Origin of the sequence: Chroococcus sp. FPU101 (assembly GCF_017312365.1) — a bacterium.
Classification (GTDB): domain Bacteria; phylum Cyanobacteriota; class Cyanobacteriia; order Cyanobacteriales; family Microcystaceae; genus Chroococcus.
Genome location: NZ_BLJI01000020.1, coordinates 56,389 through 79,233, shown reverse-complemented (window position 1 = coordinate 79,233; position 22,845 = coordinate 56,389). Strand labels below are relative to the sequence as shown.

18 protein-coding genes and 1 pseudogene are annotated in these 22,845 nt (G+C 39.1%); 12 read left to right on the top strand and 7 right to left on the bottom strand.

Annotation, left to right across the window (positions count from 1 at the left end; all coding sequences use genetic code 11):
* Nucleotides 1-254: 254 nt before the first annotated feature.
* Nucleotides 255-2,483, bottom strand: a complete 2,229-nt coding sequence (psaB, locus tag CFPU101_RS16585) for a photosystem I core protein PsaB (protein ID WP_206816449.1) — start codon at nucleotides 2,481-2,483, stop codon at nucleotides 255-257.
* 271 nt (nucleotides 2,484-2,754) lie between these two features.
* Complete coding sequence (gene psaA, locus CFPU101_RS16580; RefSeq protein ID WP_206816448.1) at nucleotides 2,755-5,007, bottom strand: photosystem I core protein PsaA; 2,253 nt, start codon at nucleotides 5,005-5,007, stop codon at nucleotides 2,755-2,757.
* 512 nt (nucleotides 5,008-5,519) lie between these two features.
* Here psaA and CFPU101_RS16575 point away from each other — a divergent pair.
* Both CFPU101_RS16575 and CFPU101_RS16570 read left to right on the top strand, forming a co-directional pair.
* Nucleotides 5,520-7,163, top strand: a complete 1,644-nt coding sequence (locus tag CFPU101_RS16575; protein WP_206816447.1) for a hypothetical protein — start codon at nucleotides 5,520-5,522, stop codon at nucleotides 7,161-7,163.
* 82 nt (nucleotides 7,164-7,245) lie between these two features.
* Nucleotides 7,246-7,794: a hypothetical protein gene (locus CFPU101_RS16570; protein WP_242578041.1), complete on the top strand. Its 549-nt coding sequence runs from the start codon at nucleotides 7,246-7,248 to the stop codon at nucleotides 7,792-7,794.
* 67 nt (nucleotides 7,795-7,861) lie between these two features.
* On the opposite strand, the gene CFPU101_RS16565 is transcribed toward CFPU101_RS16570, so the two are convergent.
* The gene (locus CFPU101_RS16565; RefSeq protein ID WP_206816446.1) at nucleotides 7,862-8,284 is read right to left on the bottom strand and encodes a YraN family protein; all 423 of its coding nucleotides are present in this window, start codon (nucleotides 8,282-8,284) and stop codon (nucleotides 7,862-7,864) included.
* 60 nt (nucleotides 8,285-8,344) lie between these two features.
* Between CFPU101_RS16565 and CFPU101_RS16560 the strand changes: the two genes are divergently transcribed.
* The 6 genes and pseudogenes from CFPU101_RS16560 to CFPU101_RS16535 all read left to right on the top strand — a co-directional run bounded on the left by CFPU101_RS16560 (nucleotide 8,345) and on the right by CFPU101_RS16535 (nucleotide 14,235).
* Nucleotides 8,345-9,670, top strand: a complete 1,326-nt coding sequence (locus CFPU101_RS16560; RefSeq protein ID WP_206816445.1) for a cytochrome P450 — start codon at nucleotides 8,345-8,347, stop codon at nucleotides 9,668-9,670.
* A gap of 8 nt (nucleotides 9,671-9,678) precedes the next feature.
* Nucleotides 9,679-10,851 carry an esterase-like activity of phytase family protein gene (locus CFPU101_RS16555; protein ID WP_206816444.1) on the top strand — a complete coding sequence of 391 codons (1,173 nt, stop codon included), beginning with the start codon at nucleotides 9,679-9,681 and terminating at the stop codon, nucleotides 10,849-10,851.
* A gap of 9 nt (nucleotides 10,852-10,860) precedes the next feature.
* Entirely contained in the window at nucleotides 10,861-11,448 is a 588-nt protein-coding gene (locus CFPU101_RS16550; RefSeq protein ID WP_206816443.1) for a chromophore lyase CpcT/CpeT, read from the top strand.
* 28 nt (nucleotides 11,449-11,476) lie between these two features.
* Nucleotides 11,477-12,070 (top strand): precorrin-6Y C5,15-methyltransferase subunit CbiT, encoded by a 594-nt coding sequence (gene cbiT, locus CFPU101_RS16545; protein WP_206816442.1) that lies wholly within the window; start codon nucleotides 11,477-11,479, stop codon nucleotides 12,068-12,070.
* 119 nt (nucleotides 12,071-12,189) lie between these two features.
* Nucleotides 12,190-13,074 carry a phosphatidate cytidylyltransferase gene (locus tag CFPU101_RS16540; protein ID WP_206816441.1) on the top strand — a complete coding sequence of 295 codons (885 nt, stop codon included), beginning with the start codon at nucleotides 12,190-12,192 and terminating at the stop codon, nucleotides 13,072-13,074.
* 91 nt (nucleotides 13,075-13,165) lie between these two features.
* A pseudogene (locus tag CFPU101_RS16535) lies at nucleotides 13,166-14,235 on the top strand (LOG family protein).
* 71 nt (nucleotides 14,236-14,306) lie between these two features.
* Here the strand turns inward: CFPU101_RS16535 and CFPU101_RS16530 are convergent.
* Together CFPU101_RS16530 and CFPU101_RS16525 are read right to left on the bottom strand one after the other, a co-directional pair.
* On the bottom strand, nucleotides 14,307-16,904 hold the full coding sequence (locus CFPU101_RS16530; RefSeq protein WP_206816440.1) for a M10 family metallopeptidase: 2,598 nt from the start codon (nucleotides 16,902-16,904) through the stop codon (nucleotides 14,307-14,309).
* Between the two features lie 388 nt (nucleotides 16,905-17,292).
* Nucleotides 17,293-18,078, bottom strand: a complete 786-nt coding sequence (locus CFPU101_RS16525) for a sulfite exporter TauE/SafE family protein (RefSeq protein WP_206816439.1) — start codon at nucleotides 18,076-18,078, stop codon at nucleotides 17,293-17,295.
* A 119-nt stretch (nucleotides 18,079-18,197) separates the two neighbouring features.
* On the opposite strand from CFPU101_RS16525, the gene CFPU101_RS16520 reads away from it, so the two are divergent.
* The 4 genes from CFPU101_RS16520 to CFPU101_RS16505 are packed head-to-tail and all read left to right on the top strand — an operon-like array spanning nucleotide 18,198 to nucleotide 20,909.
* Nucleotides 18,198-18,401: a DUF751 family protein gene (locus CFPU101_RS16520; protein ID WP_206816438.1), complete on the top strand. Its 204-nt coding sequence runs from the start codon at nucleotides 18,198-18,200 to the stop codon at nucleotides 18,399-18,401.
* A gap of 39 nt (nucleotides 18,402-18,440) precedes the next feature.
* Entirely contained in the window at nucleotides 18,441-18,854 is a 414-nt protein-coding gene (rbfA, locus tag CFPU101_RS16515) for a 30S ribosome-binding factor RbfA (protein ID WP_206816437.1), read from the top strand.
* Between the two features lie 6 nt (nucleotides 18,855-18,860).
* Nucleotides 18,861-20,456 (top strand): glycoside hydrolase family 3 N-terminal domain-containing protein, encoded by a 1,596-nt coding sequence (locus CFPU101_RS16510; protein WP_206816436.1) that lies wholly within the window; start codon nucleotides 18,861-18,863, stop codon nucleotides 20,454-20,456.
* 9 nt (nucleotides 20,457-20,465) lie between these two features.
* A complete protein-coding gene (locus tag CFPU101_RS16505; RefSeq protein ID WP_206816435.1) occupies nucleotides 20,466-20,909 on the top strand; it encodes a DUF29 domain-containing protein in 444 nt (147 codons plus the stop codon).
* Between the two features lie 10 nt (nucleotides 20,910-20,919).
* On the opposite strand, the gene CFPU101_RS16500 is transcribed toward CFPU101_RS16505, so the two are convergent.
* Nucleotides 20,920-21,687, bottom strand: a complete 768-nt coding sequence (locus CFPU101_RS16500; protein WP_206816434.1) for an ABC transporter ATP-binding protein — start codon at nucleotides 21,685-21,687, stop codon at nucleotides 20,920-20,922.
* Nucleotides 21,688-21,689: 2 nt separating this feature from the next.
* Nucleotides 21,690-22,808, bottom strand: coding sequence for a branched-chain amino acid ABC transporter permease (locus CFPU101_RS16495; RefSeq protein ID WP_206816433.1), 1,119 nt, complete (start codon nucleotides 22,806-22,808; stop codon nucleotides 21,690-21,692).
* Nucleotides 22,809-22,845 lie beyond the last annotated feature (37 nt).

The following is a 22,845-nucleotide window of genomic DNA, read 5'->3' as shown; positions in this document are numbered from 1 at the left end:
CTTGTATTTATTTAAAAAAGTATGCTATGATTATGGACTGTGCGGACGTATAGCTCAGTATTCCCATTGATCTAGCAAAACTTTCTATTTTTTGTATGTGATTTCGATCACAAGTCAAAAATAATGTCAATTGAGCAAGATTTGTCAAATAAATTACTGGGCGATAGTGAATAGTATAAAATTAACCATTAAAAAATCCCCCACCGTGAGGCAGGGGATTAATTATTTAGCTATTCTTAGCTGTTAGATCAGAATTAACCGAACTTACCAGCAGTAGAAGCAATAACGAAGGCTGCGTAGGTGAAGATGTAGCCAACCGTGAAGTGTGCTAGACCAACCAAACGACCTTGAACGATCGACATTGCAACGGGCTTATCTTTCCAACGAACGAGGTTCGCTAGAGGAGTACGTTCATGCGCCCAAACGAGAGTTTCGATCAACTCTTGCCAGTAACCACGCCAAGAGATGAGGAACATAAAACCAGTTGCCCAAACAAGGTGTCCGAAGAGGAACATCCAAGCCCAGACGGATAGGTTGTTCACACCGTAGGGGTTATAACCGTTGATTAGCTGTGCAGAGTTTGCCCAAAGATAATCGCGGAACCAACCCATCAAGTATGTCGAGCTTTCGTTGAACTGTGCAACGTTGCCTTGCCAAACACAGAGGTGTTTCCAGTGCCAATAGAAGGTAACCCAACCTAAAGTATTAAGCATCCAGAACATCGCGAGGTAGAAGGAATCCCAACCAGAGATATCACAAGTACCGCCACGACCAGGGCCATCACAAGGGAAGGCATAACCAAAGTCTTTTTTATCGGGCATTAACTTAGATCCACGAGCATCCAAAGCACCTTTGACTAGAATCAGGGTGGTGGTGTGAAGACCTAGAGCGAACGCATGGTGAACTAAAAAGTCGCCAGGGCCGATTGTTAAGAACAGAGAGTTAGTACCGCTATTGATTGCACTTAACCAACCAGGTAACCAAACATCACCGTAATTAGGGTAAGCAGTATAAGCAACGCTATCAGAATTAGACAACAGTACATCAAAGCCGTATAAAGCTTTTCCGTGTGCTGCTTGAATCCATTGAGCGAAAACGGGTTCAATTAAAATTTGTTTTTCGGGTGTTCCAAAAGCAACCACAACATCATTATGAACATAGAGTCCTAATGTATGGAAACCAAGGAATAGAGATACCCAGCTTAGGTGAGAGATAATCGCTTCTTTGTGTTCGAGCATCCGCGCCAAAACGTTGTTCTTGTTGGCTTCGGGATCGTAATCCCGTACCCAGAAGATCGCGCCATGAGCAAAAGCACCAACCATTAAGAAACCAGCAATGTACTGGTGATGGCTGTAGAGAGCCGCTTGGGTTGTATAATCCTTAGCCATAAAAGCATATGGCGGTAGAGCGTACATATGTTGAGCGACTAAGGAGGTAATTACACCTAAAGCAGCTAAGTGCCATCCTAATTGGAAGTGAAGAGAATTATTGTAGGTGTCATAAATTCCCTTGTGTCCAGCACCTAATGCGCCACCAAAAGGAGTACCTTGTGGAGGATTATGAGCCTCTAGAATTTCCTTCATACTGTGACCGATACCCCAGTTGGTGCGGTACATATGACCTGCAACAATAAAGAGTACAGCGATCGCCAGATGGTGATGGGCCATATCCGTTAGCCACAAAGATTCCGTTTGGGGATGGAAACCACCTAAGAAGGTCAGAATTGCTGTTCCAGACCCTTGAGCAGTACCAAACACATGACCTGCGGTATCGGGATCTTGTGCATAAACTCCCCAGTTTCCAGTGAAGAAGGGTAATAAACCTGCTGGATGAGGAGGCGTAGACAGGAAGTTATCCCAACCCACGTGCTGACCGCGAGATTCGGGGATTGCAACGTGAATTAAGTGGCCTGCCCAAGCTAAAGAGCTTACGCCGAAGAGTCCTGCTAAGTGGTGGTTCATGCGAGATTCAGCATTCTTGAACCAAGCGAGGCTAGGACGGAACTTAGGTTGTAAGTGTAACCAGCCTGCAAAAAGGAACACAGAAGCTAAAATCAGTAAGAACACAGCCCCTTGATAGAGGTCTTGGTTGGTGGTCATCCCAATGGTGTAAAACCAGTGGTAAACCCCAGAGTAAGAAATATCAACTGGATAAGAAGCACCACCTTGAGTAAAAGCTTCAACGGCGGGCTTACCAAATTGAGGATCCCAGATTGCGTGAGCAATGGGACGGATGTTTAGGGGATCTTTGATCCATTGCTCAAAGTTACCTTGCCAAGCGACGTGAAATACGGTGCCAGAAGTCCACAGGAAGATGATAGCGATGTGACCAAAATGGGAAGCGAAAATCTTATGGTATAGATTTTCTTCAGTCATTCCATCGTGAGATTCAAAATCGTGGGCTGTGGCGATCCCGTACCAAAGGCGACGTGTTGTCGGGTCTTGGGCAAGATCCTGGCTAAATTTAGGAAATTTAGTTGCCATAGCGATTTAGGAGGTCTCCTCTCTAAAGAATGAGGCAATTGCTTTAAGTGCTGCTCTTTTTCTTTTATTGTCTCTACTGTACCAAAAGATAACAGAAGTAGACATTTAAAACGGTTTCAAAGGTGGGTACATTAACCCAAGTTTAGAGGGTGTTGGACTCATTTTACTAACTTCTAGCGATGTTTGTCTTTAGAAGTTTGGAGCAATCCTTGGGGAAAGTTTTAAGGCTTTTCCCCATCAGGATTGGCCAAATGATTCCATTTACATTTCACTAGAAGGATAGAGTCCTTGCGTGGAAGAATGCCCAAGTTGTGACAATTCCACCTAACAAATAGTGAGTGACGCCAACTGCACGACCTTGAATAATACTCAAAGCGCGAGGCTGAATACTGGGAGCAACATTAAGTTTGTTATGCGCCCAAACAATCGACTCAATCAGTTCTTGCCAGTAGCCACGACCACTGAAGAGGAACATTAAGCTAAAAGCGAAGACGAAGTGACCCGCTAAGAACATAATGCCATAAGCTGACAAAGCGGAACCGTAGGAGTTAATGACTTGAGAAGCTTGCGCCCAGAGGAAGTCTCTTAACCATCCGTTAATCGTGATTGCACTTTGAGCAAAGTTTCCAGCCGTGACATGAGTTACGGTACCATCGGGTGCGACAGTTCCCCATACATCAGATTGCATTTTCCAACTAAAGTGGAAGATTACGATCGAAATGGAGTTGTACATCCAGAATAGACCGAGGAAAACATGATCCCATCCTGATACTTGGCAGGTGCCACCGCGTCCAGGCCCATCGCAGGGGAAACGGAAGCCTAAGTTAGCTTTATCGGGAATGAGACGAGAATTACGAGCAAACAACACACCTTTGAGCAGAATTAACACGGTGACGTGAATGGTAAAGGCGTGAATATGATGGACTAGAAAATCTGCTGTTCCTAGTGCGATCGGCATCATCGCTATTTTACCGCCCACTGCTACCGCACCACCACCAAAAGCATAACTCGCAGGAGCTAGAGCAGTTGGAGCAGTTCCACCAGGTGCTAATGTGTGGATATTTTGTACCCACTGAGCAAAGATCGGTTGTAACTGAATTCCCGTATCCGAGAACATATCTTGAGGACGACCGAAAGCACGCATCGTGTCGTTGTGGACGTATAAACCGAAGCTATGGAAGCCAAGGAAGATACAAACCCAGTTTAAGTGGGAGATGATGGCATCACGATGACGGATGACTCGATCTAGGAGATTATCAACATTTTTGGCAGGATCGTAATCCCGAACCATGAAGATCGCTCCGTGAGCTCCAGCACCGACGATTAGAAATCCTCCAATCCATACGTGGTGTGTAAAAATTGCTAACGATGTAGCGTAATCTACAGCCAAGTAAGGATAAGGCGGCATGGCATACATATGATGAGCGACGATGATTGACAAAGAGCCTAATAATGCTAGGTTAACTGCCAATTGTGCGTGCCATGAGGTGGTTAGAATCTCATACAGACCCTTGTGACCTTCACCTGTAAAAGGCCCCTTGTGATTTTCAAGGATTTCTTTGATACTGTGACCGATTCCCCAGTTAGTGCGGTACATATGACCAGCAATAATAAAGAGAACAGCGATCGCTAGGTGATGGTGGGCTGAATCACTTAACCACAAGCCACCCGTTACTGGATTTAAACCGCCTTTAAAGGTTAGGAAGTCTGAATAAACTCCCCAATTGAGAGTAAAGAACGGTAAAAGTCCTTGGGCAAAACTGGGATATAAATCCACCATTTTGCTCGGGTCTAAGATGAACTCATGAGGCAAGGGGATATCGGCAGGAGCTACTCCAGCATCGAGCAGTTTATTCACGGGTAGAGAAACGTGAATTTGATGACCTGCCCAACCTAAAGAGCCACAACCGAGAAGGACTGCCAAATGATGGTTCAACATCGACTCTGCATTCTGGAACCATTCCAGTTTTGGAGCGCGTTTGTGATAGTGGAACCAACCAGCAAACAGCATCAAAGCCGCCATCACTAAACCGCCGATTGCTGTGCAGTAAAGTTGATAGGTATTGGTGAATCCAGATGCACGCCAGAGGTAGAAGAATCCAGATGTAATCTGAATTCCATGGAAACCGCCGCCGACATCTCCATTTAAGATTCCTTGACCGACGATGGGCCAAACAACTTGTGCGCTGGGCTTAATGTTGGTTGGGTCGGTTAACCAAGCTTCATAATTTGAAAAACGAGCGCCGTGGAAATACATTCCACTGAGCCAAACAAAGATAACGGCTAAGTGACCGAAGTGCGCGCTGAAGATCTTACGAGATATATCTTCAAGATCACTCGTCTGACTATCAAAATCATGGGCATTGGCGTGGAGGTTCCAAATCCAGGTGGTGGTTTTTGGGCCTCTGGCCAAGGTGCGGTCAAAATGTCCGGGCTGACCCCACTTCTCAAATGAAGTTGCTACCGGATCTTTATCTACAACGACCTTGACTTTTGCCTCTCCCTTGGGAGGACTAATTGCCATGAGGGTTCTCCTCTCTCGACAATGAACTTAATGGTTTTCCTATTGAGGATAGATTTTTTAATCTATAAAAAGCAAGCATTGAGAGTGCCGCTTTTTTTAATTTAGCTTGAGCTACCTGTTTTTGTTATATTTCAGGCGAAAGCATCAATAGTTGATGATAGAACTTCATTTACTTTTATGTTAGGACTGCTTAACAATATTTTAAATTCACTTAATCTTTTGTCGTTTCTAGCTTTGATTCAACCCTTCATGTTGCAAAAGTCAAGAAAAAATACCAGCTTTGTAACAAAAAGAAACAAACGACGATAAGCAATATACCGTAAGATTTTTGGCTTTTTTTTTCAAAGTTCTGGTCATCTAAAATCCTCTATAGATAAGCTTGAGAAAAATTATCAGACAATTCAGTAAAATTTTTCTTAGAGATACAATTTGTTTGGTTCATTTTTTACATTTGCCTTTTGGCTTTTTCAGGAGGAGTTAGAGTGTTGGCTTTTATCTATCGATTTTTGTCAATGAAAACAATCTGCCTATTTTCATTAATTTTTCTCTTAAGTGGAATGATGGGGGGTTGTGGCGATCGCATCGAAACCTCGCCTTTATCCCGTAGTCAACCCATATCCTCCCCAATATCGACACGTCAGTTAGCAGAGGTGTCGACCCCACCAGCGATCGCTAAACTCCAGCGTCTAATGGAGCAGTACGAACCTCAAGTCACCATTCTGAGTCCTCAAAAAGATGAAATTCTTCAAGAAAACACTATCAAAGTTCAAATCAAAGTCCAAGATTTACCGATTTTTCAAGCATCTAACCTCGAACTCGGGCCACACTTAACACTAATTCTCGATAATCAACCGTCCCAAGCAATTTATGATCTCAGCGAGCCAGTTGTTCTTGAAGAACTTACCCCAGGAACTCACACTCTGCGCGTTTTTGCTTCAAAACCTTGGTATGAAAGCTTTAAAAACGACGGGGCCTATGCTCAAACCACGTTTCATGTTTATACAAAAAACGGCAACAATACGCTCGATCCTACCCTACCTCTTCTGACCTATAATCGACCCAGAGGAACCTATGGAGCCGAACCCATTCTGCTAGATTTTTATCTAACAAATGCGCCTCTTCATGTTGTCGCGCAAGAAAACCCCGATCTAGCCGACTGGCGAATTAAAGCCACCATTAACGGTGAAAGCTTTTTACTCGATGATTGGCAATCAATTTATCTAACAGGCTTTCAAAAAGGGGAAAACTGGGTACAACTAGAATTTATTGATGACAAAGGTAACAAAGTTGAAAACACCTATAACAACACCGTTCGCATTATTACCTATGATCCAGCCCTTCGTGACAGCTTAACTCAATTAGTCAAAGGTGAAATTTCTCAAGAAGTAGCGATGGCTATTGTTGACCAAAATTACATCATTCCTCAAAAACCCCCTGTTGTGGAACCTGAACCCGTCGCAGAAGAAGAAATTCCTCAACCAGAACCCGAAGAACCTCAAGTCACAATCGAAATACCACCAGAAATCGAACTACCCCCAGAAACACTTAAACCAGAAGATACACTTCCAGAACTAATTGAACAACCGTCCGTTCAAGAAGAAAAACCAATACCCCAAATTATCTTAGACGAATCAAAAACGACCGAGCCTGTTATTCCTAAACCTGTCGTGCCTTTACCAGAAACACCGCTCGAAAAAGATTCTTCTGATACAAAACCGTCTAAATGGGAAGATACACTTCCAGAACTAATTGAACAACCGTCCGTTCAAGAAGAAAAACCAATACCCCAAATTATCTTAGACGAATCAAAAACAACCGAGCCTGTTATTCCTAAACCTGTCGTGCCTTTACCAGAAACACCGCTCGAAAAAGATTCTTCTGATACAAAACCGTCTAAATGGATTGACAGACTCCTTAAACCCTTTCCCTTTCAAAAAGGAGCAAGACCACCTGTTGCTATTCCTAAAACAGTAGAAGAACCGAGCATTTCGAGTCCAGAAAGTCAACCCCAATCCTTATCACCAAATCCAGAACCATTTAAAGCTACTGAACCTGTCAATCCTCAAATTCAACTACCTGATGCTAACCTAGTTGCACCAAATGTTCCTAAATTTGACAATGAGCCAAGAAAAGCCGCAATTCCAAAATTGATCTAGAGATATAACCACTATTTTGAGGAACTAGCTTATAATTCTATGCGTCAGATAATAATTTTTTGTTCACTTGAGTGAGGTTGTTGTGATAAACCAAACGTTTCATAAATTAACAGGCGCAGCTTTATTTGTCGCTTTGAGTGCCGTTATTTCTAATCCTGCAAAAGCTGAAACTGATCCAAATTCTACACTTATTAGTCAATTACGGGGTCATAATACTTATCTAAAAGAAGAACAACTTGTACTTTCTGATTATGAACTTGGCCGAGTCAGAGGAGCATCTGGTGGAATTTTATCTGTAGAATTCTTTGAACCCGTTACTGTGGGTGACAGAACGATTCGTCGGACTCAAGTTGTGGGTGCAGCATTACCTGGTGATGATGTGATTTTTAAGGTTGAAGACGATAAACTCGTTTTTGTTAGTGCAGCTAAACCGACTTGGATTAGCCGTTTAAATATTAAAGATGAGGGTGCTGTTAGCAGCAGCAACCGCGCTCAACTTTTGAGGGAATTAGAATCCTCCAGAGAAGTTGGTTTACCCCCTCTTGCTCCTGAAACAAGAACTTTTGTCGCTGAACCAGAACCGATCCCAGCACCAGAAGTAGAAGAAGCTCCGATTCGGGGACTCTGGTAAGGTAAAGAAACATTAATTTTTATGGCAAATTTTAAACCTCTTCTCATTTGAGGAGGTTTTTTTATCTTTAAAATTCTGCCTCGAAGGCATTTTCTAAATAATCCTGAATTTGAAAATGATAGTTTTGCCAAATTAAACTAAATTTTTTTAAGTCAGTGAATTGGTCTTTCTTGCTTTTATAATGCACTAAAGCTACATCAAAGCGACAATTAAAATCTGAATATTTAGGATGTTTTGCTATAAAATAATTCGCCGTTTGTGTTAATTTTAATTGTTTTTGATGATTGATAGCTAGAAGTCCATCTGCATCCCAATTATTTGAGCTACGGGTTTTAACTTCAATAAATGCTAAACTATGAGAAGATTCGGGTAAGGCAATTAAGTCAATTTCTCCGAAACGGGATCGCCAACGATGTTTAAGAATTTTCCAGTTTTTTGAAACTAACCATTGTTGTACTAAGTTTTCGCCAATTTCGCCAACTGTTTTCATAAAAATACATTCAAGAATATTTTAAAATTATATTAGCGAGATGGAGCAATAATAAACTGTATGGAAAAAGTTTCTAATTTTCCTTTACCTCCAGGACAAACAGGTTTACCAATCATTGGAGAAACAATTGCTTTTTTTAGCGATCGCAATTTTTTAAAAAAACGTCAAGAAAAATATGGTTCTATTTTTAAAACTCAAATTTTTGGTCGTCCCACAATAGTTATTACAGGTGCAGAAGGCAATTATTTTTTACTAACTAACGAAAATAAATCTTTTATTTCAACTTGGCCGTCAAGTACAAAAACGTTATTAGGCGAAACATCATTAGCCGTTCAAAATGGCTCTTTTCATACAGCAAGACGAAAATTATTATATCAAGCTTTTCAACCGAGAGCTTTAGCTAGTTATCTTCCAGAAATGGAAAAAATTACTGCTCAATATTTAGAACGATGGAAACAACTTAAATCATTCGTTTGGTATCCAGAATTAAGAAACTATACACTTGATATTGCCTGTAAATTATTAATTAATCTTGAGCAAGGGAGTCAAACCAAAATTGGTAAATTATTTAAAATATGGGATGAAGGTTTATTTAGTATTCCAATCACCTTGCCTTGGACTAAATTTGGAAGAGCATTAAAAGCCAGAGAGGAATTACTTAAAGAAATAGAATTGATTATTTTACAGCGTCAGAAAAGTGATCAAGAGATAAAAGATTCGCTAGGAATATTGCTGAAGGCTAAAGATGAAGAGGGCAATCAATTAACTTTAGAAGAATTAAAAGATCAGATTTTATTATTACTTTTTGCTGGACATGAAACATTAACTTCAGCTTTAAGTTCTTTTTGTTTGCTCATGTGTCAACATCTCAACATTTTAGAAAAAATTCAGCAAGAACAAGACACACTTAATTTAACATCTTCACTTAATCTTGATCAATTAAAACAAATGGTTTATTTAGAAAAAGTTTTAAAAGAAGTATTACGGTTAATTCCTCCAGTAGGTGGTGGTTTTAGAGAAGTGATTCAGAATTGTGAATTTCAAGGTTATACAATTCCTAAAGGTTGGATAGTACAATATCAAATTAGTCGAACACATCAAGATACTACTATTTATCCAAATCCCGCTCAATTCGATCCAGACCGTTTTTCGATCAAACGTGCTGAAGATAAACAACAACCCTTTGGTTATATTCCGTTTGGAGGTGGAATTAGAGAGTGTTTAGGTAAGGAATTTGCGCGTTTAGAAATGAAAATTTTTGCCAGCTTACTAACTCAAAATTGTACTTGGCAACTTTTACCAAATCAAGATTTATCACTAAATATGATTCCAACTCCAAAACCTAAAGATGGTTTAAAAGTCATCTTGAGTGAACGAAAAGATTAAGGAGACAAATGAGCGATCGCCATCAAGCTAAAATTATTAAAAACTTAGTTAAATTTTTGCTTACTATTCTAGTTATCTTCAATTTAACTGCTTGTAATCTACCGCGCCCTGTGAAAGCCGAAGATAGAATGTTTTTAAAACTATCTATCGATTTTTTAGGAGAATATCAACTACCTAAACAGAATTTTCAAGATACTGTAGTGGGGGGTTTATCAGGTATAACTTATGAGCGCAATGCAGGACAGTTTTATGTTCTATCTGATGATCGAAGTGAAAAAAGTGATGCTAGATTTTATACAATCAATTTAAGTTTGAATCCCGAACAAACTAAGCTCGATCAAGTAACCATAAAAGGAGTTACATTTCTTAAAGATTTACAGGCTAAAAACTATGCAAAAGGTACAATAGATCCTGAAGGAATTGGTTTATCACCCAGAAACACAGTGTTTATTTCAAGTGAGGGAAATATTGCTCAAGGAATTGCGCCATCTATTGGGGAATATGACTTAAAAACTGGAAAGCTTTTACAATTATTACAGATTCCTAAACGATTTTTACCTAATCCTTCTCAAGATGCCCCCCCTCAAGGAATTAGAAATAGTTTAGGATTTGAATCATTAACTTTAGGGATTAGTAGCACTCTAAAAGATGATCCATTCCGTTTATTTACAGCAACCGAAAATGCTTTAATCCAAGATAATTCAACTGAAACACCCGAAGATGCAATTAAAAACCGTTTACTACATTATGTGGTTAATCCTTTTGGCTCACCTGTTTTAGTCGCCGAACATTTATACTTATTAGAACCTTTGCCCGAAAATGCTCGTTATCACGGATTATGTGAACTATTAGCTTTTGAAAAAGAAGGTTATTTATTAAGTTTAGAGCGTACTTTAGGATTAACAGGATTTGAGGCTAAAATCTTTCAAGTCGTGACCGCAGATGCAACTGATACCTCTAGAATAGAAAGCTTACGGGGAAATATAGAAAAAATTCATCCAATGCGAAAACAATTGCTATTAGATTTAAGTGAATTAGGAATTGAGTTAGATAATCTAGAAGGAATGACGTTCGGGCCTCGCTTAAAGGATGGTAGCTTATCGCTTTTTGTCGTCAGTGATGATAATTTTAGAGATGACCAAATTACACAATTTTTGTTATTTCGGATTAGAGGAATTTAAGCAAAAACTATGACTCATGCAACAGATATTAAAACCTTAGCTCAATGGATGGCTGCTGATTTTAGTAATCAAGAACAAGCTTGGGCAAATCCGCCGTTTTTTGCACATATTCGTGTCTGTATGCGCCCCCTTCCAGATGAAATATTATCTAGTACAGCTTTATTTTTAGAACAAGCTTATGATTTTATGATTAGTAATCCTTATCGTTTGCGAGTATTGCGTTTTTTCCTAGTCGATGATCATATTGAATTAGAAAATTATAAAGTCAAAGAGGAAGCTAAATTTTATGGTGCATCACGGGATAAAGAAAAACTTAAAACATTAACTTTTGAAGATCTTGAATTAATGTCAGGCTGTGATATGACCGTAGAATGGACGGGACATAGTTTTAAAGGAGAGGTCAAACCAGGTAAACAATGTATTGTTGTCCGTAATGAGAAAGTAACCTATCTAGATAATAGCTTTGAAATAGACGAACAAACTTTAGTTAGTGTAGACCGAGGATTAGATCCAGAAACCGATGAACAGGTTTGGGGTTCAGTTGCGGGGCCGTTTAATTTTGTGCGTCTCACCAGTTTTTCAAATGAAGTAGAATAAATGCACTAATTACTATCATCACAGTCTCATGCTTTGGCCTTATAAAACTTCAGGCATTTCTGATCATCTTTTTGAACGCTTACCTGGCATTCCCATGAGTCAACGGGAGGTGAGATTATTGATCATTTCTGCATTGCGGCTATTGCCTGAGTCTGTGGTGTGGGATATTGGAGCAGGAACGGGTACAATTCCGATAGAAATAGGGCTGTTGTGTCCCCAGAGTCGTATTATTGCCATTGAACGAGATGAAGAAGTTGCTAACTTAATACGACGAAATTGCGATCGCTTTAGTGTTACTAATGTGGAAGTCGTTGAAGGAAATGCCCCCGACTGTCTTCAAACACTAAAACCATTACCTGATCGCGTTTGTATCGAAGGGGGACGACAGCTTAAGGAAATTTTACAAGATGTTTGGCGAAATTATCTACAACCAGAAGGTCGAGTAGTCGCCACCGCAAGCAGTCTAGAGAGTCTTTATTTGCTGTCTGAAGGATTTTCTACACTACAGGCTCGTAATATTGAAATTGTTCAAGCAGCCGTTAATCGTTTAGAAACAAGAGGCATACAACAGGTTTTCGCAGCATTAGATCCGATGTTGATTCTCAGTGGTGAAAAGTTTTAGACAAGATCCGATCAGCTTTATTCTTCTTAAAATAGGAATATAGAGTAAAAATGAACTTTGCATAAGGTTTTCTTAATCTTAAGATAGGTTTATGATAATAATTTGCTTCGGCTATAACTATGCTTTGGGTACGTGTTGCTAGTGGTATTGTTGCGATCGCTTTTGCTTTAGGAATTATTTTCGTCGGCGGATGGTACTTTACCATTGGAACGGGTGTACTTATTTTCCTGGCACAATTGGAATACTTTCGTTTAGTTCGGGCTAAAGGAATTGCACCCGCAGCGAAAACGACCCTAGTTGTCTCCCAAATCTTGCTTCTAACCGCTACCGTTGCCCCTCAGTTGACCGATGCCGTTTTTCCTTTAGCAGGAGCATTAATCTGTTTTTACTTGCTGTTTCAACCCAAATTAGCCACAATTGCTGATATTTCTACATCGATTTTGGGTTTATTTTACGGTGGCTATTTACCGAGTTACTGGGTTAGATTACGAGTCGGTTTTACTCCACCCTCTACGATTACTTTAGCCAGTAGTAATTTACCATTAATGGGTTATTGGCCAGAATCATGGATACAGCCAAAACTTCTACCCCCCTCCCTAACGATTACCTTACTTGCCTTTGGTTGTATTTGGGCGGCTGATATTGGGGCTTATTTTATGGGGAAATGGTTAGGAAAAACAGCCCTTTCTGTCGTTAGCCCGAAAAAAACCGTAGAAGGAGCAATCTTTGGTATTTTGGGGAGTATTATCGTTGCTGAAATTGGGGCTTGGTATTTAGATTGGCCCTATTGGGAGATTACAGGCGCATTACTTGGGGCTTTAATTGGTGTAGTGAGTTTACTTGGAGATCTCACCGAATCAATGATGAAACGAGATGCGGGAGTTAAAGATTCTGGTCAACTGATTCCTGGTCATGGTGGAATATTAGATCGTACCGATAGCTATGTGTTTACAGCACCCGTAGTTTACTATTTTGTCACCTTACTTTTACCTCTGCTGCAATGAACTAGCAGAAAAATATCTGAAAAAATCTTAAATTTTTTGGAAAAAGTGCGCGATCGGCTACAATTAGAGTACCGTCAATGATTGGAAAACTATGGCTTTATCCTATTCTCAGCAGCCCATTGACCCCGATTTATCTGAAGAATTAGCTGATCTTGTTCGTCATTTACCTACACTTAAACATGGGCCATGGATTAAAAGAGCTTTAGAAGTGTTAGTCAGAATGTCAGACGAGGAGATTGATCGATTAGATTGGAAGATTCTAACCGCATCACTTGAAGATCTAGAACGAGGCTTTCAAACTTTTTACCCCTACCGTCATACCCGAAAAGTTACTATTTTTGGTTCAGCCCGAATTTTACCAAGTAGTACAGGATATCAACTTGCGGTAGATTTTGCACGTCGTGTTACCCAATTAGGCTTTATGGTTTTAACAGGTGCAGGTGGCGGAATTATGCAAGCGGGAAATGAAGGTGCAGGTAGAAGTCACTCTTTTGGTTTAAATATTGATTTACCTTTTGAACAAGACGCAAATCCTTATATTTCTGGTGATCCAAAATTAATTAACTTTAAATATTTTTTCACAAGAAAACTTTTTTTCTTAAGGGAAAGTGATGTAGTCGCTTTGTTTCCAGGTGGTTTTGGGACACAAGATGAAGCGTTTGAAACTTTAACGTTGTGTCAAACTGGAAAATATGGCCCAGCCCCATTATTGCTGATTGATGAACCAGGGGGCGATTATTGCTAACTTGGCAACAGCAAATTCTCGATAATTTACAAGTACGCGGTTTGATTAGTCCAGAAGATACACAACTTTATACGATTACGAATAATTTAGACAATGCTTGTGAAATAATCCAAAATTTTTACAAGATTTATCATTCAAGTCGTTATGTTGGTGAATTATTTGTCATGCGCTTAAATCAAGAATTAACCGATGAGCAAGTCGAATTATTGAACGATAAATTTAGTGATATTTTAGTGAGTGGAAAATTTGAAAAATCAAAAGCTTTACCCAAAGAAGCAAATGACGCAACAATTCATTTACCGCGATTAGTTTTTCATTTCAATCAGCGTAATTTTGGGCGTTTATATGAGTTAATCAATCAAATTAATCAATGTGAAGCATCTTGCTTTGTTAAACCTCATCCCGAATTAAAATAACTTTAACTCATTATAAATGCTACTTTAAATGCTTAATTTATTACTATGCAGTATTATCGTTTTTTGAACAGTTAAGCTTGAACGAGAAAATCAGAACTACCAATAAGCAGATTATCCGTTAAGTCAACAAATTGACTCCCTGTTCCTAATCCTGCGACAGTCCCATTTTGGTTATAAAATAGACTACCTGCCGAACGAATATAAGTAAATAACGCTGAACTGGTTTGAGCTTGATCCAGACTCGTAACAATGGCAAAAGTTAAACTGCCTGTCAGCGCGGTGAAAGTGGTTTTATCCAGAACGATTTTATCTACTCCTGGCGTAAAATCAGTAAGTATATCTATACCAATTGTATAAGCATTAAAAGAAGCTCCTGTATCAAAGACAAAGCGATCGCTATTCGTTCCGCCAACGCCACCAGTTAGGGTATCAGTCCCTAAACCTCCTGTTAAGGTATCATTGCCAACGCCACCGACTAACTTATCATTCCCTGCGCCTCCAGTCAGAATATTATTAGCGGCATTACCAGTGATTGTATTATTAAGCGTATTACCTGTTCCGTTAGTTGCTCCAGTTCCTGCCAGTACAAGATTTTCGACATTACTACCTAATGTGTAGGAAATCAAAGACTGAACCGTATCTAAACCTGCACTCGCTCCCTCAGTTACAGTATCACCCGTACTATCTAATACATAAGTATCATTACCCAGTCCACCAACTAAATTATCATTACCTAAGCCACCATTAAGGATGTTATTAGCATTATTACCAGTAATTGAGTTATTAAGAGCGTTACCTGTACCGTTTATTGCTCCAGTCTCCGTTAAAACTAAAATTTCTAGATTACTGCCTAAAGTGTAAGAAACCGAAGACCGAACGATATCTAAACCTGCACTCACTCCCTCAATTACAGTATCGCCCGTACTATTTAATACATAAGTATCATTACCTAAGCCACCATCAAGAGTATCATTACCCAAACTCAGTGTATTAATGTAATCATCGCCATCACCGAGATAGATTAAGTCATTGCCATCACCTCCGTCTACTGTGTCGTTTCCGCCACCTGCCGTAATCACATTATCTGCTATACTGCCAGTGATCGAGTCGTTACCTACACTTGTCCAAATGTTCTCAAAATTCTGGATCTCTTCATCGTAGAAGCCAGGAAATGATGCGATACCTGTCGCTAGATTATAAGTGCCGCCACCACTCCAGTAAGAGTAATCAACTAAGTCGATGCCTAAGCCACCATCCATCGAATCATCGCCGCTACCGCCATGAATTGTGTCATTACCGCTAGAACCTCTTAGGGTATCATTGCCAACGTCCCCGTAAAAAAATTCATTGCCTGAGAAGCCAAAAATGAAGTCATTACCTGCGCCTCCATCGAAAGAATCATTACCCAAACTCAGTGTATTAATGTAATCATCGCCATCACCGAGGTAGATGAGATCGTTGCCATTCCCTCCATCTACTGTGTCGTTCCCGCTACCACCATGAATTGTATCATTACCGTTATTACCCAATAGATTATTATTGGCAATATTACCGAATATCAAATCATTTCCCGATCCGCCTTTAGCATTTTCAATTAACGATCGAGCATCTCCATTGTATTGCAAAGCATTAAAGACATGACCACGGGCGTATCGATATATCCCTCCAAAACCATCACTCAGTACGGCACGCTGAAAAAAACTATTTACATCAAGATCGCACCAGCCACCAGGGGTTAGATTCACCGAGAGATTGGTAATATAATTGGAAAAATCGTAGGTATCAATTCCATTACCATCCCAAATCGTCCGAAAAATTCGGTTAGCTCCAGGCGTACCCTGCCCAATGCCATCAACGAACATTTCTCCTGTACCTGTGGAAAAGGTATAAGTCGTGTTTCCAGAATTGTAGCCAAACCAAGCTCCATACATTTGCTGAATCGCTCGGATGTCATACATCATTAATGATTGAGCATAACCGTAAGGTTCATTGGTGTAATAGGGTATGGCAGTATAATCGTGTCCGATGTAAGAACGATAAGTCATGATCGAAAACTCCATTGAGTCTTGATCGGTATTCATACTAACGTTACGAATTCCTCCTGTTTCATGACCATGTTTTAATCCCAATGCGTGACCAATTTCATGCCCAAAGGTATGATAAGCATAGTTTCCGAGCTTTGGCGCGCCATAATCATTTCGATTAAACCAAATGTCTCCTGCTTCTACTGAACTCCAAGGATAATAGGCAAAAGCGGTATCTGGACTATTTGACATTGCGATGCGAATTGTTGCATTGCGATCGCTCGTTCCTGTCAATTCGTATGGACTGACAAATGCTACATTATAGTAATTTTTGGTTAACCATTCCCTAGCAACTGCTCTTTGTGTGTTGTTAAGAGTTTGAAAACTACTGTTATGAACTGATGAATCAGGATAACCCAATTCATAATCACTGAAACTATCAGTAAAACTAAAACTAATTGAACCCGATAGCCATTCCGTTCCAAATAATAATCCATCAATGTTATTGTCATAGGTCGCCGTTGTACTGGTTGTTGATGTACCACTACCGTACCCATTACCGATAATTGTTAAATTATAAAAATTATTAAATTGTTGCTGTTGTGGAGTCTGATCGAATCTTCTTACTGATGCTATTGAAGACATAATATCCTCCTGATTTTTTTTATAATTATTTGTGTTTCTGCAAAAATTTATTTTCATTTAGCGAATGAAATTCTAAGCAAGACAAATTTCTAGCTAATGTTCTTACTTTTATTGATCAATGAAAATTACCTATTATTCTTGGCAGTTAAGTAATTTGAGAATTAGGCTAGGAAAATACTGTTTAGTTCAAAGCCTTTGTTAACTGCTTAGTTGATATCGTTAACTAACTACGTTTGAGAATACTACAGAATATAATTATTTGTTTCTTTTGTCAATAAATATACAGAAATGTTGTTACAAAAATTAACTGATTGTAGATTGATTTAAGTTAAACGGCGGTATAAGGCGGACGATAAATGGTTAAAGAACGAATAGGCAGAAAGCTATTTCATCTAACTACAACTTGTTGTAAATACCCATGCCAAGCGCGGATAAAGAAGTAAATCGACAAAATTAATAAAAGAGAATAAAAACAAATTTTAACAATTTGATCGGGTAATTTGGGTAGAAAACGAGTGCTGATTTGCGCTCCAATTAAGCCACCAAGTCCTAATATAATGCCTTCAGAAAATAAAACATTACCCGCTAAGAAATGACTTAAACAAGATGAAATAGAGGTAATCATAATCACCCCTAAACTGGTTTGAATTGCAAGCTTAATTTTTTCACCTAAAAACATCATCTGTAAGGGAACCATAATTACACCACCACCGACACCAAATAAACCAGATAATAATCCTGCTGCACCTCCCGTAAAAAGTCGTGACAGAAAAGGATTAGCTGTTTTTCGAGTAGTTTCCCCTTGCTGTTCTAACTTTTGACGGAGATTGGATAAATAAATGGTCAGGAGTAACAAACACCCAAAAGCCGCTTCTAGAATATATTTAGGGGTTTGACCAACTAAATAAGCCCCTAAAAATGCCGTTAAAATCCCAGGCAGTCCTAATAAAATGACTTTATCCCATTTTAGGTAGCCCATACGCCAGTTTTGGAAACTACCCGAAAGAGAAGTCATGACGATCGCTAAACTACTGGTTGCAACTGACTGAGCATAACTATAGCCCATTGTAATTAGTATAGGAACTAGGACGGTTCCGCCACCAATACCGAGTAATCCTGCGAGTAATCCAGAGAAAAGTCCGCTTACTACTAAAAGCCAAAAATGGTTATTCATCTTGTTTAGGCTGTTGTTGTTATTAGTATTTTGTACAATGGAAGAGGAGGAATGATCAAACACAATATCCTATGATGTAAGGATTATTGAGTTAGAACTTATAGACTTTGGGTTGAGAAATGAAAGAGTTTTTGGAAAATCTGTCGCGTTATCCGCGCTTTTTGATTACTGTCAGTTTAGGCATCTTTTTCGTCTTTTTTGACTGGATTAAGCCTTTATTTAAAAATCCTGTCACGGGTGTGGCGGTTGTTGGTATGCTGATAGGGGGTTTTGCTTTTCTCTATTTCACTTTAGAAGCGATGCTAGGCATCAATACCCTGTAACAGATAAAATGTTTGAGATAAAAATAGGGGGCGCATATTATGGCTGATCGTCGTCGGGTTTCTCGCATTGCCTCCATGATTAAACGCGAAGTCAGTCAATTATTAATGAATGAAATTAAAGACGATCGCGTTGGTGCTGGAATGGTGAGTGTCACAGATGTGGATGTTTCTGGAGACTTACAACACGCCAAAATCTTTGTCAGTATCTATGGTACACCCGAAGCAAAAGCCGAAACTATGCAAGGGTTAAAAGCGTCTACAGGATTTGTTCGTCGTGAACTCAGTCAACGAATTCGTTTAAGACGCTCACCTGAAATCATTTTCTTGGAAGATACTTCGATTGAAAGAGGCGATCGGATGTTAAATCTTTTGAAATCGATTGAAGTTAAGCCATCAGAAGATGAAGACGAGGAAGAATACGACGATTTTGACGACTCAGAGGAGTTAAAATAACATCTCGTGTTGGATTGGACACAGTGGTCTTTAAAAGAACAAATTGGACAAATGATCGTCGTTCGGACTTGCGGTTTTTTGTTCGATCATCAAATTCGTTACCCCGCTTGGGAAGCTTCTAACGCTCAATTACAGCAATGGTTAGAATCTTTAAATCTCGGTGGGGTGATTTTATTGGGGGGAAGTGCCGTCGAATTAAAAGAGCGATCGCAACAGTTACAAGCTTGGTCACAGACACCTCTGTTTATTGCCGCAGATATTGAAGAAGGTGTGGGACAACGTTTCACTGGGGCGACTTGGTTTCCTCCACCAATGGCGTTAGGAGAAATCGCTAAGACTAATCAGAAAGAGGCGCTCCAATATGCCAAACAATTCGGCGCAATCACTGCACAAGAAGCTTTAGCGATCGGGATTAACTGGATTTTAGCTCCTGTTGTTGATGTTAATAATAATTCTCATAATCCAGTAATTAATATTCGCGCTTTTGGTGATACACCTGAACTGGTTAGTCAATTAATTACAGGCTTTATCCAAGGGGCTGCACCCTATCCTATTTTAACCACAGCAAAGCATTTTCCAGGGCATGGAGATACTTCAATTGATTCTCATCTCAATTTACCCGTTTTGGAGCATTCGCCCATACGTTTAGCAAAAATTGAGTTACCTCCGTTTCAGGCTGCCATTACCGCAGGGGTAGATAGTGTGATGACGGCACATTTATTAATACCTGGTTGGGATAGTATACGCCCTGCCACTCTCTCACCAGAAATTTTAACTGGACAACTTCGGAAAAAATTAGGTTTTAATGGATTAATTGTTACAGATGCTTTGATTATGGGTGGTCTGACAAATCAGTATACACCCGAAGAGATTGCAGTGATGGCAGTCGAAGCAGGTGCAGATATTTTATTAATGCCATCCGATCCTGCGATCGCAATAGAAGCCGTATATCAAGCAGTACAACACAGAAGGATCAGCAAAGACAGAATTATTGAGTCAGTTTCTCGTATTTGTCAGCTTAAAGACAAATTAAAACCTTCTCATCATTCAGTATCTAATTTCTTTTCTGATTTAGCTAGTCCGAATGCTCATGATACAGTTGCAGCAATCTTAAATCGATCCATGAAAATTGGTCAAAAGTTACCGATTATTCAAGATGAAGCCAAAAAACGTAATTTAATTGTGGTTGATGATGTCTTAAACTGTGACTTTTTAGATCGTCATACACCTGCTGTTACGATTCCAAAGCAGTTAGGATACGAGATACAGATTGTGGATCAAAATACATTAGGCTGTATTGTAGAAGATTCTCGTCAGACGTTATTACAAGTTTTTATTAGAGGTAACCCGTTTAGAGGTACAGCAGGTTTAACTGAAACTGCACAACACGTTTATCAGAATTTGCTCAAATCTCAATTTTTGCAAGGGGTTATTATTTATGGTAGTCCCTATGTTTTAGAGTGGTTTGAGTCCCAAATGATTAATGATTTGCCTTGGGTTTTTTCTTATGGACAAATTCCACTAGCACAAAAATTAGCGTGTGATACGATGTTTAACTTGAATATTGATCAAGACAAGAAAGATAAGACGTTTACCAATTGAATAGTAATTATGTCTACACTTTACCAACAAGATTATAACCTTTGGATAGAGAAAACGATTAAGCTGATTCAAGAAAAAAACTTTAATGCAGTTGACTGGGAAAATCTAACAGAGGAATTGGATAGCTTAGGAAAATCAGATAAGCGAGAATTGAGAAATCGATTAATTGTTTTGTTGGAACATTTATTAAAACTTGCTTACTGGGACTCAGAACGCGAAAATAATCAAAGAGGGTGGAGAACTACAATTCGAGAACAAAGACGACAAATTAAGGTTTTGTTAGATGATAGCCCTAGTCTGAAGCCATTTCTAAAAGGTATTCTTGCTGAATGTTATTTGATTGCCAGAGAAGAAGTAATCGAAAAGACAGGTTTATTAAGTTCAGTTTTTCCGATGGAGTCACCTTTTATTGCAGATAACACACTAAATTCTGATTATTTTGGACAAAACTAATAGATTTCTTTTACTCTCCTAAATAAGCTTCTAAAACTGCTGAGTTTTTCTGAATTTCTGCGGGTGTACCATCGGCTAGGTTAGTTCCTTCGGCTAAAACCCAAACATGATCACACAAAGACATAACCAGATCCATATTATGCTCAATAATTAAAAAAGTAATACCTTGCTGATTCCAATGTTTAATATGATCACAAATTTGACCGATTAAAGTGGGATTGACTCCTGCTGCGGGTTCATCGAGTAAGATTAATTTAGGACGTGTCATTAATGCTCGTGCGATTTCCAGTAATTTTCGTTGTCCACCCGATAACGCTCCAGCATAATCATACGCTTTAGCAGATAATCCTACTGATTCTAGGATATCCATTGCTCTTTCTTTATTTTCTTTTTCTTGCTGTCTAATTTTGCCCTGTTGTAACCAAAGTTGTATCAGGTTTTCTCCTGTTTGATGGGGTGTCGCAAGTAACATATTTTCGAGTACAGACAGACGTGATAAAACCCTCGCTACTTGAAAGGTACGAACACATCCGTGTAAAGCAATTTGATTTGTAGGTAAATGATGTATCGGTTGCCCATTAAAAATGACATTACCCTCATCAGGACGAATAAAATTAGATAGTAGATTAAATAAAGTGGTTTTTCCTGCGCCATTTGGCCCGATTAAGCCTGTAATTGTGCCAGACTGAACTTTAATATGGGCCTTATTAACCGCCCGAATACCACCAAAATGTTTAGATAATCCTTCGGCAATGAGTAAAGGGTTAGAATTGTTCATATTTATCGACCTAATGTCAGTTCTTCTTTTTTTCCTAAGATACCTTGGGGACGCGATCGCATTAAGATCATCAGTATTAATCCAATAACCATAATCCGAAATGATCCTAATTGACTATCATTTGTAAAGAATGGTAACAACGGTAAAGCAAAACGTGTCAAGCTATCGTATGTCCAATAAATGATGGCACCTAACAAGGTTCCTGCATTGCTTCCCGAACCCCCTAAAATAACAATAATCCACGCAGTAAAGGTTAAAATTGGTTCAAAGTTAGTCGGATAAATGGTGGTTAACTGCCATGCAAAAAACGAACCCGCTAAACCAGCGATCGCACCACCTAACATAAAAGCTTGTAATTTATACCAAAATACATTTTTTCCGAGTACTTTGGGAATGGTTTCATCTTCACGAATAGCTTTAAGAATACGTCCCCAAGGTGAATGTCCTAAAAATTCTAAGGCACTATATATAATTGCTAATACGACTAGAACAAAAACCATTAAGCCATCTTTGTAATCATATTCAGCCAGTGAAATAATACCATTGAGATAGAGAGCAATAATGACAATAGCGGTTAAAATTCCACAAATTAGTAGTGTTTTTTGACTGCGAGGTTTATAGCTTTTTCCGACAATATTTTCGCTATCTTGCCATTCTCGTTGAATGCTTTTCCAAAGTTGCCACAACGCATAGATTGAAACAATTGTAAAGACTAAAATTAATAATATTTTTTCCAAGGGATTTGGCGTAATATCCAAAGGTAACGGATAACGCTGTATGCCAAAAGCTCCTTTAGTGATTTGTTCTTCATTGAGGACAATTAAGCGAATTAATTCTGAGCCTCCGATGGTTACAATTGCTAAATAATCTTCACGAAGTCTGAGGGTTGATATACCGATGAGTAAACCCAAACCAGCAGCGATCGTCATTCCTGCTAAAACTGCTAGAATAAGTGGAACACCCTGTAACGTCAATAATGCAGTTGTATACGCTCCAAGGGTCATAAAAGCGACGTGACCAAAATTAATTAGTCCCGCAAAGCCCCACTGTAAATTTAAACCGAGTGCAAATAAACTATAAACAGCCGCCCAAATAGTTAAAGAAACAAAATAATCAGCCATTAAAAAAATCAATCAAAAAGCAGTCATATTATTTTAC

Bases quoted from the DNA above. Each gene is read 5' to 3' on its own strand.
- psaB (WP_206816449.1), bottom strand. From the start codon at position 2,483: ATGGCAACTAAATTTCCTAAATTTAGCCAGGATCTTGCCCAAGACCCG.
- psaA (WP_206816448.1), bottom strand. From the start codon at position 5,007: ATGGCAATTAGTCCTCCCAAGGGAGAGGCAAAAGTCAAGGTCGTTGTA.
- CFPU101_RS16575 (WP_206816447.1), top strand. From the start codon at position 5,520: ATGAAAACAATCTGCCTATTTTCATTAATTTTTCTCTTAAGTGGAATG.
- CFPU101_RS16565 (WP_206816446.1), bottom strand. From the start codon at position 8,284: ATGAAAACAGTTGGCGAAATTGGCGAAAACTTAGTACAACAATGGTTA.
- CFPU101_RS16560 (WP_206816445.1), top strand. From the start codon at position 8,345: ATGGAAAAAGTTTCTAATTTTCCTTTACCTCCAGGACAAACAGGTTTA.
- CFPU101_RS16555 (WP_206816444.1), top strand. From the start codon at position 9,679: ATGAGCGATCGCCATCAAGCTAAAATTATTAAAAACTTAGTTAAATTT.
- CFPU101_RS16550 (WP_206816443.1), top strand. From the start codon at position 10,861: ATGACTCATGCAACAGATATTAAAACCTTAGCTCAATGGATGGCTGCT.
- cbiT (WP_206816442.1), top strand. From the start codon at position 11,477: ATGCTTTGGCCTTATAAAACTTCAGGCATTTCTGATCATCTTTTTGAA.
- CFPU101_RS16540 (WP_206816441.1), top strand. From the start codon at position 12,190: ATGCTTTGGGTACGTGTTGCTAGTGGTATTGTTGCGATCGCTTTTGCT.
- CFPU101_RS16530 (WP_206816440.1), bottom strand. From the start codon at position 16,904: ATGTCTTCAATAGCATCAGTAAGAAGATTCGATCAGACTCCACAACAG.
- CFPU101_RS16525 (WP_206816439.1), bottom strand. From the start codon at position 18,078: ATGAATAACCATTTTTGGCTTTTAGTAGTAAGCGGACTTTTCTCTGGA.
- CFPU101_RS16520 (WP_206816438.1), top strand. From the start codon at position 18,198: ATGAAAGAGTTTTTGGAAAATCTGTCGCGTTATCCGCGCTTTTTGATT.
- rbfA (WP_206816437.1), top strand. From the start codon at position 18,441: ATGGCTGATCGTCGTCGGGTTTCTCGCATTGCCTCCATGATTAAACGC.
- CFPU101_RS16505 (WP_206816435.1), top strand. From the start codon at position 20,466: ATGTCTACACTTTACCAACAAGATTATAACCTTTGGATAGAGAAAACG.
- CFPU101_RS16500 (WP_206816434.1), bottom strand. From the start codon at position 21,687: ATGAACAATTCTAACCCTTTACTCATTGCCGAAGGATTATCTAAACAT.
- CFPU101_RS16495 (WP_206816433.1), bottom strand. From the start codon at position 22,808: ATGGCTGATTATTTTGTTTCTTTAACTATTTGGGCGGCTGTTTATAGT.